Source organism: Streptomyces sp. NPDC030021, assembly GCF_055574035.1.
This window is the reverse complement of record NZ_JBVIAH010000016.1, coordinates 72,709-85,476: the sequence shown is the minus strand read 5'-3', so window position 1 is coordinate 85,476 and position 12,768 is coordinate 72,709. Positions and strand designations below refer to the sequence as shown.

Genomic DNA, 12,768 nt, shown 5'->3' with positions numbered 1-12,768 from the left:
CGGATGGCGGGCCACGGCCTCGTGCCAAAAGGTGGGAGCGGACCTGCAGCACGGGGCAGCCAGAGAACGGAGAGGCACATGGTGAAGTCCATGGCCAATCGTCGAGGGAAGAACGGAGCGGTGGCAGGCCGTCGAGCAGGTGATCAAAGCGTGCGGCGGCAAGCCGCACAGGCAACCTCAGCTGCGAAGTCCAAGACGGTGAAAGCGGTGCTCAGCTCCGGGGGCCTCGATACGGACACCACGAAGGTAGGCGACTTCTGGGCCTCTGCTGCCAGAGCGCTCGGTCTGCGCAACGATCTCGACTGATGGCCACGTCCCCGTCCGATACTGGAAGGCTGTCCGCCTGGGCCGCAGTCGCCAGTGCCACGATCGCACTCGTCGCAACGGGTGCATCCCTTGTTTCGACAGTTGCCGCCATCGGTGTAGCCCACGATATCGCCGACGTGCAGCGACAGGATGGGGCACGCGCTGAGATATCCAGTCACCTGGTGAAAATGAGCGAGCTGGACCGCACGGGCGGATCAGCTTACCGGAATGAGATCGTGACGCTGGCGAAGCAGGTGGAGATCCTGGTCGTTAAGCACGGGCAAAAGAATCTGAACCTGAGCGCATCGACCTACCGGCTCGTAGGTCTGTTCGTAGCACTTTCCACTACCGACCTGGAACTTGCAGGACGCATGGCGCACCGGGCGCTGAATCTGGCCACCCGCATGGAGCCCGATGGCTCCGGTGGCCTACGTATGGCAGATCCGCTTGAAGCGCTCCAAGCGCACCGAGTGCTAGCCGACGTCGCCGCACAGAACCTGGACGTGTACGAAATGACGAAGGAGTATGAGGCTGCACTCAACATCTCGAAAGCGGAAGGTGCACGGAATCGGTACGTCGAGGTGGAAGCGCGTCAATACACACAAACCTACTGGGCATTGAGCGCCATGATGCTGGTCGATGGCCAACAGAACCCGACACCAAAGGACTGCGTTGAGGTGCGCCGCCGCACCATCGCGGCGCGCGAAGATTTCAAGGCCTTGGGGAAGAACCCCGAGATCGTTCGCCGGGCGAGGAGGATCGAGAAGAATGTGTGCGCTGCACCGATCGATCTCCTCTCCCTGAAAAGAGGCTGACGCACGCCTGGTCATCCGTTGCCCTTGTCCCGCACCACCTCGGTTTCAGCGACACAGGATCGGGCTCGCCGACCATTTTGCGGACCTTCTTCCAGAGCGGTCTCGGGCCGCAGCAAGGCATGAGCTAGACGATCAATCACCGTCCGCGCTCTAGAGGGACGGAGCTGGATCGCGAGACGGCCGCTGTACTCGCACTTCGCAGCCGCGTGTGCGCACACGGCTCCGGAGGCCCCGTGCGTGCTGTGGCCAAGCGGTTGCTGTTCTCCCTCCCAGGTGGGGGCGCGGTGCGGCGCACCGACTTCAACACCCGCGTGTGGAAGTTCGCCCTCGTGCAGGCCGGCGTCATCCCGGAGCCGCGGCCGGGCGAGCGTCAGCAGGCCGCGCGCGAGCACGGGATGCACGCGCTGAGGCACTTCTACGCGTCGGTGCTCCTGGACGCCGGCGAGAACGTCAAAGCGCTCAGCACGTACCTGGGACACGGTGACCCCGGCTTCACGCTCCGGACCTACACGCACCTCATGCCGAGCAGCGAGGGGCGGACCCGGAAGGCCGTGGATGGGGTGTACGAGGCCTCGGGTTGTGCGGCAGACGGCCCAGGGGGAATGAGACGACTCCGGGCTGGTGGTCACTGACCACCAGCCCGGAGTGTCACGCATGCCCCGTTGGGACTCTGACCTGTGCTTACAGCACCGGGAGGTTCTTGCGGAGTTCGAAGGCCGTGACCTCCGAGCGGTATTCCTCCCACTCCTGCTTCTTGTTGCGCAGGAAGAAGTCGAAGACGTGCTCGCCGAGGGTCTCGGCGACCAGTTCGCTGCGTTCCATCAGGGCGATGGCCTCGCCGAGGTTCTGCGGGAGGGGTTCGATGCCCATCGCGCGGCGTTCGGCGTCGGAGAGGGCCCAGACGTCGTCGTCGGCGCCCGCCGGGAGTTCGTAGCCCTCCTCGATGCCCTTGAGGCCGGCCGCGAGGAGGACGGCGTACGTGAGGTACGGGTTGGCACCCGAGTCGATCGAGCGGACCTCGACGCGCGAGGAGCCCGTCTTGCCCGGCTTGTACATCGGGACGCGGATCAGGGCCGAGCGGTTGTTGTGGCCCCAGCAGATGTACGAGGGGGCCTCGCCGCCCGCGCCGGCGCTGCGGGAGGAGCCGCCCCAGATGCGCTTGTAGGAGTTGACCCACTGGTTGGTGACCGCCGCCGTCTCGGCGGCGTGGCGCAGCAGGCCCGCGATGAAGGAACGGCCGACCTTGGAGAGCTGGTACTCGGCGCCCGACTCGTAGAAGGCGTTGCGGTCGCCCTCGAAGAGGGAGAGGTGGGTGTGCATGCCCGAGCCGGGGTATTCCGAGAACGGCTTCGGCATGAAGGTGGCCTGGACGCCCTGTTCGAGCGCCACCTGCTTCATGACCAGGCGGAACGTCATGATGTTGTCGGCCGTGGAGAGCGCGTCGGCGTAGCGGAGGTCGATCTCCTGCTGGCCGGGGGCGCCCTCGTGGTGGCTGAACTCCACCGAGATGCCCATCGATTCGAGCATGGTGATCGCCTGGCGGCGGAAGTCCATGCCCACGTTCTGCGGGGTGTGGTCGAAGTAGCCGGAGTTGTCGGCCGGGACCGGGCGGGTGCCGTCCAGCGGCTTGTCCTTCAGCAGGAAGAACTCGATCTCCGGGTGGGTGTAGAAGGTGAAGCCCAGGTCGGAGGTCTTGGCCAGGATGCGCTTGAGGACGTAGCGCGGGTCCGCGAAGGACGGCGAGCCGTCCGGCATCAGGATGTCGCAGAACATCCGGGCGGTCCCGGGGGCCTCCGCGCGCCACGGCAGTATCTGGAACGTGCTCGGGTCCGGCTTGGCGATCATGTCGGACTCGTAGACCCGCGCGAAGCCCTCGATCGCGGAGCCGTCGAATCCGATGCCCTCGTCGAAGGCCTGCTCCAGCTCCGCCGGCGCGACCGCGACGGACTTCAGGAAGCCCAGTACGTCGGTGAACCACAGGCGCACGAAGCGGATGTCGCGCTCCTCAAGCGTCCGGAGGACGAATTCCTGCTGCTTGTCCATGCCTTCATCCTCGCAGTTCAGACGGCCTGTGCACCACCGCCTCGACGGTCGGGGCACAGTCGGGCGCGCCCAGTATCGCCAGTCGTGGTTTCCGCCACATTACGCACCCGGGAAAGCTCGCGGCACCCCCGCACTGACCTGGGAGCCGTCATGAGCATTACCATCTGCGCCCATGGGGGGCCGGCAGCACACGCAGCCGGGGCGTCGCGGACGTCCCGGGCTTCGGCGTGCCGCCCTGCTGATCGTCTTCGGGGTGCTGGCCGGCGCGCTGCTGCTGTGTGCGCGCTCGGGCGAGTCGCACGTCCCGTCGCCGGGTGTGCAGGTACAGCGGGCACAGGCCGGGGCGGGGGCGGGGACGCCGTCGCACGCCGTCTGCGTGTCTCCGTACGACCTGCCCGGCTGCTCGCCGCTCACGCGCGTCACTCCGGGTGTGCTGCCCGTGCCGCCGCCCGCCGTGACGGGCCCCGTGGGTGCGCCGGCGCCCGCCGCGATCGCCTCCGGGGCGTCGCGGATCCGGCTGTACGGGGCTCCGCCGCGCGCCCCTGACCTGTATGCCCTCCAGGTGCTGCGGACCTGAGCGGTCCGGTTCGGTTTCGCGTTCATCCACCCCCCTCAGCAGAAGGAAACCAGGGCACATGGCCAGCAAGTCCGGCAGGACCAACCAGCACACCGACCCGCACTCCCGTCAGGCGCGCATAGCCGAGATGCGCCGCGCCGAGCAGATCCGGGAGCGGCGCAACAAGGCCATCGCGATCACGGCCGCGTCGGCCGTCGTCGTCGGCCTCGTCGGCTTCGGCGCGTGGGTGCTGATCGACCAGAAGCAGGCCGAGCAGCGCAAGGAGGCGGCCGCGGCGAAGATCCGCAAGGAGGCCGAGGAGATCCGCAAGCAGCCGGTCGAGGGCGAGCAGCTCTGGGACGTGAAGAAGCTGGGCCGCAACCACGTCGAGACCCCGGTGACGTACGAGATGAACCCGCCGGTCGGTGGTGACCACCACCCCCGCTGGATGAACTGCAACGGTGACGTCTACAAGAACCCGGTGCCGGAGGTGAACGCCGTGCACTCGCTGGAGCATGGCGCGGTCTGGGTGACGTACAACGAGAAGGCCCCCAAGGCCGACGTGGACAAGCTGGCCGCGACCGTGGGCAAGACCCCGTACACGCTGATGAGCCCGATCAAGGAGCAGACCGGCTCGATCATGCTCAGCGCGTGGGGCAAGCAGCTGACCGTGGACAGCGCGGACGACCCGCGGGTGTCGCAGTTCTTCACGAAGTACGTGCAGGGCGAGCAGACCCCGGAGCCGGGCGCGGCCTGCACGAGCGGGCTGGCCGGCAAGTGAGCCGCCCGGTCCGTCCGGTCCGCACGGTCCGCCCTGCACGCCCTGCCCGCCCCGTCCCCCGTACGTACTGGGTCGCGGGCACGGCCGTCCTGCTGGCCCTGCTGTTCGCGGCGGCCGCCACGGTGGCCGCCGCGAACGGCGGCGGTTCCGCCGACTCCGGTCCGCCGGCCCCTGCGGCGGCGCCCCGCACTCCGGGGCTCCGGTCGCCGGACGCGGGCTTCGCCCGGGACATGGCGGTGCACCACCAGCAGGCGGTGGAGATGTCCTTCGTCGTCCGCGACCGCACGCAGGACGAGGCGGTACGCACCCTCGCCTACGACATCGCCAACACCCAGGCCAACCAGCGGGGCATGCTGCTCGGCTGGCTGGACCTGTGGGGGCTGCCGAAGGTGGTGGCCGGCGAGCCGCCGATGTCCTGGATGGGGACCTCGGGCGGCCACGGCGGGCACGCGGGGCACGGCGCCGACGCGGGCGCCGCCAAGCCCGGCGCGCTGATGCCGGGCATGGCCACCAAGGAGGAGCTGGACCAGCTGGGCGTCGCCTCGGGGCGGGACGCGGAGGTGCTCTTCCTCCAGTTGATGACCGACCACCACAAGGGCGGCGTCGCGATGGCCGAGGGCTGTGCCCAGCAGTGCGAGACCCCGGTCGAGCGGGCGCTGGCGCAGGGCATGGTCGACGCGCAGCGCTCGGAGCTCACCTTGATGGCGGACATGCTGCGGCAGCGCGGAGCCGCGCCGCGCGGGTGACGGGACACGCCCGTACCGTGGTGAGAGGCGCCCTCTCACCCGTACGGGCGTGTGCTCCGCCGGTGGGGACGCCGCGCCGGACGCGTCCGCGCCCGGTGTCGAACGGCGCGCTCAGGAGGTTCGACGATGACCACCGCCGCAGACATCATGCACCCCGGGGCCCAGTGGATTCCCGCCACCGAGACCCTCGACCGGGCCGCCCAGCTGATGGCCCGGCTCAATGTGGGCGCCCTGCCCATCAGCGACGCAGAGGAGCGGCTGTGCGGCATCATCACCGACCGCGACATCGTCGTGAACTGTGTGGCCAAGGGCCACGACCCGGCGAAGGTCACCTGCGGTGACCTGGCCCAGGGCACCCCGCGCTGGATCGACGCCGGCGCGGACGTCGGCGACGTGCTGGAGGAGATGCAGAGCCACCAGATCCGCCGGCTGCCCGTGATCCGGAACAAGAAGCTGGTGGGCATGATCAGCGAGGCCGACCTCGCCCAGCACCTCTCCGACGACCAGATGGCCACCTTCGTGGAAAAGGTCTACGCGCGGGCCTGACCCTGCCCGGCCGTTGCCAGGACCGCCCGGGCCACCTGGCCCGGGCGGTCCAGCATGACCAGGTGGCCGGCAGGCTCGGCGACCTCGAAGCGGGCGCCGAGCAGGTCGGCGAGGTCCGCCTGCCGGGCCAGCCAGCGCAGGGCCGGGCGCCCGGCCGAGCCGTCGTGGCCGGCGAGGACGGTGGTGGGGGCGGCGAGCGGGTGCGTCCCGCGCAGGGCCTGCAGCTCGGCGGCCATGTCCAGGTAGCGGGAGTTCTCCAGCAGGGCGCCGCGCCAGACCCGGCCGGTGCGGTAGCAGCGGCGTACGAGGTCCCGCGCGGCCGGGTCGGAGCCGCCGGTGCGGGAGGCCCGTACGGTGGCGCGCCGGGCCAGTGGTCCCAGCGCGGCCGGCAGTCCGGCGGCGCTCACAGCCCGGCCGAGGGCGCGGGCGGCCCCGGTGCGCAGTGCGGCGGGCAAGGTCGTGTGCGGGGCTTCCTCGACGCTGCCGTCGACCAGGACGAGCGCGGCGGTGCGCTCGGGGTACAGGCGGGCGAAGGCCTCGGCGTGGAACCCGGCGATGGAGTGCCCGACGACGGTGACGGGACCGGCGGCCGCGGCGCCGAGCCCCAGCGCGTCCAGCAGCCCGGCGATGCGGTGGGCTTCCCCGGCGGTGGTGGGCGGCGCGGTGGCGGGGCCGCTGAGGCCGTGTCCGGGGCGGTCGAAGCGGACGACGGTGCGGCCCGCGGCGACGAGCGGTGCGACGACCGGGTCCCAGTCGAACCAGGCCATGGCGAGCCCGGCACTGAGGACGCACACGGGTCCCCGGCCTTCGACGACGACGTGCAGCGGGACCCCGTCCACGCCATGAGCACCTTCGATGCCGCCGAGGCGGACGAACCGGCCGGTGACGCTCACGTACGGCCTTCCTTGTGGACGGAGTGGGCGAGCAGGCCCAGCCAGAGCGCCACGAGGAGCACCTGGAGCCGCTGGCCGGCGCCGAGAGCCCAGGTCCCGCGCCCGGCCGTGAACAGGGCGATCGCGGACAGGGTCCAGGCGGTGGCGAGCAGTTCGAGGGCGACGAGGGCGGGGCCGTAGCGGGCGAGGGGGGCGAACCAGCCGTAGCGGCGGGCGGCGACCGTGAGGGCCACCAGGCCGACGAGGGCCCCGGTCATGGCGAGACTGCTGCTGACGGCGTGGGCCTGGTGGGTCGCGGGGACCAGTCCGGCGGTCTCCCGGGCCGCGCATTCGGGGTCCACGGTGGGCTGGCAGCTCAGCGGCAGCCAGGCGTCGGCGGCGGTGGCCGCGCCGAAGAGGGCGACCCCGGACCAGCCGATGACCGCCCAGGCGCGGCGGGACTCCGCGTACTTCAGCAGCCGGACGAGTGCCAGGAGCCCGCCGGAGAAGGCGAGCAGCCCGGCGGTGAAGTCGGTGGCCCGGAAGAGGCCGCCGAGCGGCTGGTCCTGGGCGGCGAGTTCGCTGACGTACGTCTCGATCGGATTGAGGCCCGTGGAGAGGACGACTTCGAGCACCCACGCCGTGTAGGCGGCCGCGGCGAGACCGATCAGGGTGGCGACCGGCCAGGCGGTCCGCGGCGAGAGTCCATGTGGGGACATTGTGTGACTAATCCTAAGCAGACTCGGGGTCGGTCCTACGACCGGATACCCACCCCCGGTAGGGTTCCCGTCATGACGCGCAGTGCTCGGCGAGCCGCCCCGGGGTCCCGGTTGCTGCTGCTCGCCGCGCTGTTGCTGGGCATCGTCACCATGCACACCCTGGGCCATCCGACTGAGTCCCACGCCATGCAAGACGTGTCCCCGGCCCACTCCGTTGCCTCGGCGGGACACCCCGCCCCGGGCGGGCACGGTGGCACGCGCCACACCTCGGCCCCGGCCACCGACGCGCCCTCCCCCACGGTCCCCGTGTGGGGGTACGCGATGCCCGCGACCGAGATGGACCCCACGTCGGTCTGCCTCGCCGTGCTCGCGGGGCTCGTCGTCCTGCTCATCGGCACCGGCCGGACCGGATCCCGTCGCGCCGCGCCGCTCGGGGGCGCGGCCCGCATACCGGTCCGGTCCGGCGGTGGTCCGGACCCGCCCTCGCCCCGCGAGCTCCTCACCCGGCTGGCGGTCCTGCGGGTGTAGGCCGACGCCGCCGCCCCCGCATGCCCGCGCATGCCCGGGGCGGCGCCGAACCGTGCCCATGCATCCGTAACCCCATACCCATGAGGTGCTCCCATGCGCTCTCTTCCCACCCGTCGCACCGTGCTCGGCGCATCCGCGGCCGTCCTCGGCTCCGGGCTGCTCGCCTCCTGCGCCGGATCCTCCGGGTCCGCCGACTCCGGCCACGGCCACGGCCACGGCTCGATGAACCACGGCGGCTCCGCCGCCCACGTGCCCGAGGGGTACGTGGACCCGGCCGGGCCCGAGGTTCAGGCCGCCGAGGCCGCCCGCAAGGCCACCGGCCCGCTCACCGAGGTCAAGGTGACCGCCACCGCGACCCCGCTCGACCTCGGCGCCGGCATCACCGTCCGCTCCTGGGCGTACGGGGACAAGCTGCCGGGCCAGGAGGTCCGGGCCACCGCGGGCGGCACGCTCGCCCTCACCCTGGCCAACAACCTCCCCGAGGCCACCTCCCTGCACTGGCACGGCCTCGCGCTGCGCAACGACATGGACGGGGTCCCGGGGCTGACCCAGCGGGACATCGCCCCGGGCGGGTCCTTCCCGTACAAGTTCGCCGTCCCGAACCCGGGCACGTACTGGTTCCACCCGCACACCGGGGTCCAGCAGGACCGCGGCCTGTACGGCCCGCTCGTCATCGAGGACCCCAAGGAGCCCCTCTCCTACGACAAGGAGTGGGTGGTGGTCCTGGACGACTGGATCGACGGGGTGGACGGAGCCACCCCGGACGCCGTCCTCGCCGAGCTCCGCAAGGGCATGAACGGCAACGGCGGAGCCCACGCGGCCCACGGCCGCAGCGCCTCCCCCTCCTCCTCCCCCTCCCCCAGCAGCGCCAAGAAGCGCTCCTACGTCGCCATGGGCGGCCACAGCGACTACCTGGGCGGTGACGCGGGCGACGTCGTCTACGCGTACTACCTGATCAACGGGCGGGTGGCGGACGACCCTTCGGTGCTCACCGCCAAGCCCGGCGACCGGATCCGGCTGCGCATCATCAACGCCGGCGGGGACACCGCCTTCCGGATCGCCCTCGGCGACCACGAACTGACGGTCACCCACACCGACGGCCACCCGGTGGAACAGACGACGACGGGGTCACTGCTGCTGGGCATGGGCGAGCGGTACGACGTCCTGATCACCGCCAAGGACGGGGTGTTCCCCCTCACCGCACTGGCCGAGGGCAAGGAGGGCTCGGCGCTCGCGGTGCTGCGCACCGGGTCGGGGACGGCGCCCACGGCCGCGACCCGGCCCGCCGAACTGGACGCGCCACCGCTGATGGCGGACGCGCTCAGGGCCGCCGAATCGGTCGCGCTGGCCCCGCGCGACCCGGACCGTACCGTGCAGCTCCGGCTCACCGGCAACATGACCAACTACAACTGGGCCTTCGACGGCACGCCGTACACGCCCGACCAGCGGCACCCGGTGAAGGCGGGCGAGCGGGTCCGGCTGGAGTTCCGCAACGCGACCCCGATGTGGCACCCGGTACACCTGCACGGGCACACCTTCGCGCTGGGCGGGCAGGAGGGCGGGCCGCGCAAGGACACCGCGATCCTCCTGCCGGGGCGCAGGTTGACGGTGGACTTCGACGCGGACAACCCCGGGCTGTGGATGACGCACTGCCACAACGTCTATCACTCGGAGTCCGGGATGATGACGGTGCTCGGCTACCAGCTGTAGGTCACGGCCTCCCGCCCGGCCTCCGGGCCGGGCGGGAATTCGGGTGGGCCCCGGACGCGGGCATGGCACCCTTGCGGTGATCACGACTGCAGCGACAAAAGGACGACCCCGCCGGTATGAGCACCCCGCCGAACCCGCCCAGCACTCCCGTCGGTCCGCCGACCGAGCCGGCGGGCACCCCGATTCCCGAGACGGACTCCATACCGGCGCCCGCGCAGCCGCTCTCGCTGGAGAAGACCCCGGCCGCCCCGGCGACCCCCGAGGCACCGCAGACCCCCGGGGCAGCGGACACAACACCGGCTCCCGAAGCCCCCGCCGCGGCCCCGGCCGCCCCGGAGCCGGCTCCCGCGCCGTCGGCCTTCGCCCCGCCGACGCCGCCCGCTCCCGCTCCCGCTCCCACCCCTGCGGCCGCAGGCTTCGGCGCACCCGGAGCCCCCGGCCACCCGTGGGGTGAGCCCACCCCCGGCTTCCCCGGAGCCCAGTACCCCGCGTACCCGCAGGCCACCCCGACCGGCAACGGCCTGGCGGTCGCCGCCGTCGTCACCGGTGGCTTCGGCATCTTCCTGGGCGTCATCCCGTTCCTCTTCTGGGCCGGCACCCTGATCGCCGCTGTCGGCGTGGGCCTCGGCATCGGCGGTATCGCCCGCGCCAACAAGGGCGCCCCGAACAAGTCGATGGCCGTCGTCGGCACCGTTCTCGCCGTGCTCGGCCTGCTCTCCTCGGTCGGCGGCTTCTTCCTCACCGCCCTGGTCGTCGACAGGGCCGACAGCCGCCTCGACCGGCAGATCGAGGAGGACTGGGGGCCGGACGGGCGCCACCCCGGCATCGAGCCCTGGCCCTCCAAGTCCCCTTCGCCCACCCAGGTCCCCGGCCTGACCAGCGCGCTGCAGTTCGGCGAGACCTTCACCTACCCGAACGGCATCAAGGTGAGCCTCTCGGTTCCGGCGAAGTACGAGCCGAAGGACAAGTACTCCCGCGAGCGGATCAAGAACGCGGTCGAGCTCACGGTCACCATCACCAACGGGTCGACCACGCCGCACGAAGTGATCTACGCCGTGCCCAACGTCCGCGACGACCAGGGCATGACCGCCGAGATGGTCTTCGACGGCGGCAGCGTGCCGAAGATGATCAGGGGCTCGATCCTGCCGGGCGAATCCGCCAGCGGGATCGTGGCCTTCGAGGTCCCCAAGGGCACCAAGAGCATCACCGCGGACATCTCCCCCGGGATCATGCTCGACAAGGTGAAGTACGCGGGCCCGATCGGCTGACGGAACGTCACAACGCAGGAAACAGGCGGGGCCCAGGACATTGCGTCAGAAAGACGATTACACTGGGCCCCGTGCCTCAACTTCGACTCGCTCTGAATCAGATCGACTCGCACGTCGGCGACATCGCCGCCAACGCCGACTCGGTCGTCCACTGGACCCGGCACTCCGCCGAGCAGGGCGCCCACCTGGTGGCGTTCCCGGAGATGATGCTGACCGGGTACCCCGTCGAGGACCTCGCCCTGCGCGGGTCCTTCGTGGAGGCCTCCCGTACCGCGCTGCGCGAGCTCGCGGAGCGGCTGGCGGCCGAGGGCCTCGGCGAGCTGCCGGTCGTCGTCGGCTACCTCGACCGCACCGAGCGGGCCACACCCCGTCTGGGCCGCCCGGCCGGCTCCCCCGAGAACGCGGCCGCCGTGCTGCACCGCGGACAGGTCGTCCTGCGCTTCGCCAAGCACCACCTCCCCAACTACGGCGTGTTCGACGAGTTCCGGTACTTCGTGCCGGGCGACACGCAGCCGGTGATCCGGGTGGGCGGGGTCGACGTGGCCCTGGCCATCTGCGAGGACCTCTGGCAGGAGGGCGGCCGGGTCCCTGCCACCCGCTCCGCCGGGGCCGGGCTGCTGATCTCCGTGAACGCGTCCCCGTACGAGCGCAACAAGGACGACCTGCGTCTCGAACTGGTCCAGAAGCGGGCCCAGGAGGCCGGCTGCACCCTCGCCTACCTGGCGATGATCGGCGGCCAGGACGAGCTGGTCTTCGACGGCGACTCGATCGTCGTCGACGCCGACGGGCAGGTCGTCGCCCGCGCCCCGCAGTTCTCCGAAGGGTGCGTCCTGGTCGACCTCGACCTGCCGGCCGCCCGCGCCGACGCGCCCGAGGGCGTGGTGGACGACGGGCTGCGCATCGAGCGCGTGATCCTCTCCGAGGAGCCCGTGGAGCCGTACGAGCCGGTGGTCACCGGCGGTTACGCCGACCGGCTCGACGACGACGAGGAGGTCTACGACGCGCTGGTCGTGGGACTGCGCGCCTACGTCAAGAAGAACGGGTTCCGCTCCGTCCTGATCGGGCTCTCCGGCGGCATCGACTCGGCGCTCGTCGCCGCCATCGCCTGCGACGCGATCGGCGCACAGAACGTCTACGGCGTCTCGATGCCCTCGAAGTACTCCTCGGACCACTCCCGCAACGACGCGGCCGACCTGGCCGAGCGCACCGGGCTGAACTTCCGGACCGTCTCCATCGAGCCGATGTTCGACGCCTACATGAGCTCGCTGGGCCTGACCGGCCTCGCCGAGGAGAACCTCCAGTCCCGGCTGCGCGGCACCCTGCTGATGGCGCTGTCCAACCAGGAGGGCCACATCGTGCTGGCCCCGGGCAACAAGTCGGAGCTGGCCGTCGGCTACTCCACCCTGTACGGCGATTCGGTGGGCGCGTACGGCCCGATCAAGGACGTCTACAAGTCGGACGTGTTCCGGCTCGCGGAGTACCGCAACCGGGCCGCCGCCGAGCGCGGTGAGGTCCCGCCGATCCCGGAGAACTCGATCGTGAAGCCGCCGAGCGCCGAGCTGCGCCCGGGCCAGGTGGACACGGACTCGCTGCCGGACTACCCGGTGCTCGACGCGGTCCTGGCCATGTACGTGGACCGCGATCAGGGCATGGACGCGATCGTGGCGGCCGGCTTCGACCCGGAGCTGGTGGCCAGGACCCTGCGGATGGTGGACACGGCGGAGTACAAGCGCCGCCAGTACCCGCCGGGCACGAAGATCTCCGCGAAGGGCTTCGGCAAGGACCGCCGGCTGCCCATCACGAACGGCTGGCGCGAGCGGGTGTAGCCGCGGCCGCGCGAAGGCCCCGGCCGCTCTCCGTGGGGAGTGGCCGGGGCCT

At 71.3% G+C, this 12,768-nt stretch carries 13 protein-coding genes and 1 pseudogene; 11 read left to right on the top strand and 3 right to left on the bottom strand.

Annotated features, from left to right (window positions below):
• The first annotated feature begins 78 nt into the window (after positions 1-78).
• The 3 genes and pseudogenes from ACZ4YL_RS28370 to ACZ4YL_RS28360 form a co-directional block, all read left to right on the top strand.
• Entirely contained in the window at positions 79-306 is a 228-nt protein-coding gene (locus ACZ4YL_RS28370; RefSeq protein WP_468120434.1) for a hypothetical protein, read from the top strand.
• A 188-nt stretch (positions 307-494) separates the two neighbouring features.
• On the top strand, positions 495-1,121 hold the full coding sequence (locus ACZ4YL_RS28365) for a hypothetical protein (protein ID WP_468120433.1): 627 nt from the start codon (positions 495-497) through the stop codon (positions 1,119-1,121).
• 227 nt (positions 1,122-1,348) lie between these two features.
• A pseudogene (locus tag ACZ4YL_RS28360) lies at positions 1,349-1,753 on the top strand (site-specific integrase); the annotation flags it as partial.
• A 49-nt stretch (positions 1,754-1,802) separates the two neighbouring features.
• On the opposite strand, the gene ACZ4YL_RS28355 reads toward ACZ4YL_RS28360, so the two are convergent.
• Entirely contained in the window at positions 1,803-3,164 is a 1,362-nt protein-coding gene (locus ACZ4YL_RS28355; protein WP_030012459.1) for a glutamine synthetase family protein, read from the bottom strand.
• Positions 3,165-3,336: 172 nt separating this feature from the next.
• Between ACZ4YL_RS28355 and ACZ4YL_RS28350 the strand changes: the two genes are divergently transcribed.
• From ACZ4YL_RS28350 to ACZ4YL_RS28335, 4 genes are all read left to right on the top strand, one after another.
• Positions 3,337-3,741, top strand: coding sequence for a hypothetical protein (locus ACZ4YL_RS28350; RefSeq protein ID WP_468120432.1), 405 nt, complete (start codon positions 3,337-3,339; stop codon positions 3,739-3,741).
• 58 nt (positions 3,742-3,799) lie between these two features.
• Entirely contained in the window at positions 3,800-4,501 is a 702-nt protein-coding gene (locus ACZ4YL_RS28345) for a DUF3105 domain-containing protein (RefSeq protein ID WP_468120431.1), read from the top strand.
• A 98-nt stretch (positions 4,502-4,599) separates the two neighbouring features.
• Entirely contained in the window at positions 4,600-5,247 is a 648-nt protein-coding gene (locus tag ACZ4YL_RS28340; RefSeq protein WP_468120607.1) for a DUF305 domain-containing protein, read from the top strand.
• Positions 5,248-5,373: 126 nt separating this feature from the next.
• On the top strand, positions 5,374-5,793 hold the full coding sequence (locus ACZ4YL_RS28335) for a CBS domain-containing protein (protein ID WP_468120429.1): 420 nt from the start codon (positions 5,374-5,376) through the stop codon (positions 5,791-5,793).
• Here ACZ4YL_RS28335 and ACZ4YL_RS28330 read toward each other — a convergent pair.
• Together ACZ4YL_RS28330 and ACZ4YL_RS28325 are read right to left on the bottom strand one after the other, a co-directional pair.
• Positions 5,778-6,686 carry an alpha/beta fold hydrolase gene (locus ACZ4YL_RS28330; protein WP_468120427.1) on the bottom strand — a complete coding sequence of 303 codons (909 nt, stop codon included), beginning with the start codon at positions 6,684-6,686 and terminating at the stop codon, positions 5,778-5,780. The two genes, ACZ4YL_RS28335 and ACZ4YL_RS28330, sit on opposite strands and share 16 nt — an antisense overlap.
• Positions 6,683-7,384 (bottom strand): DUF998 domain-containing protein, encoded by a 702-nt coding sequence (locus ACZ4YL_RS28325; RefSeq protein ID WP_468120426.1) that lies wholly within the window; start codon positions 7,382-7,384, stop codon positions 6,683-6,685. Before ACZ4YL_RS28325 ends, ACZ4YL_RS28330 begins: the two co-directional genes overlap by 4 nt.
• 72 nt (positions 7,385-7,456) lie before the next feature.
• Here ACZ4YL_RS28325 and ACZ4YL_RS28320 point away from each other — a divergent pair, with 72 nt between their 5' ends.
• The 4 genes from ACZ4YL_RS28320 to ACZ4YL_RS28305 all read left to right on the top strand — a co-directional run bounded on the left by ACZ4YL_RS28320 (position 7,457) and on the right by ACZ4YL_RS28305 (position 12,716).
• Entirely contained in the window at positions 7,457-7,912 is a 456-nt protein-coding gene (locus ACZ4YL_RS28320) for a hypothetical protein (protein ID WP_468120424.1), read from the top strand.
• 93 nt (positions 7,913-8,005) lie between these two features.
• Positions 8,006-9,622 carry a multicopper oxidase family protein gene (locus tag ACZ4YL_RS28315; protein ID WP_468120423.1) on the top strand — a complete coding sequence of 539 codons (1,617 nt, stop codon included), beginning with the start codon at positions 8,006-8,008 and terminating at the stop codon, positions 9,620-9,622.
• A gap of 116 nt (positions 9,623-9,738) precedes the next feature.
• Positions 9,739-10,890, top strand: coding sequence for a DUF4352 domain-containing protein (locus ACZ4YL_RS28310; protein WP_468120421.1), 1,152 nt, complete (start codon positions 9,739-9,741; stop codon positions 10,888-10,890).
• 71 nt (positions 10,891-10,961) lie between these two features.
• On the top strand, positions 10,962-12,716 hold the full coding sequence (locus ACZ4YL_RS28305; RefSeq protein WP_468120419.1) for an NAD+ synthase: 1,755 nt from the start codon (positions 10,962-10,964) through the stop codon (positions 12,714-12,716).
• The last annotated feature ends 52 nt before the right edge of the window (positions 12,717-12,768 follow it).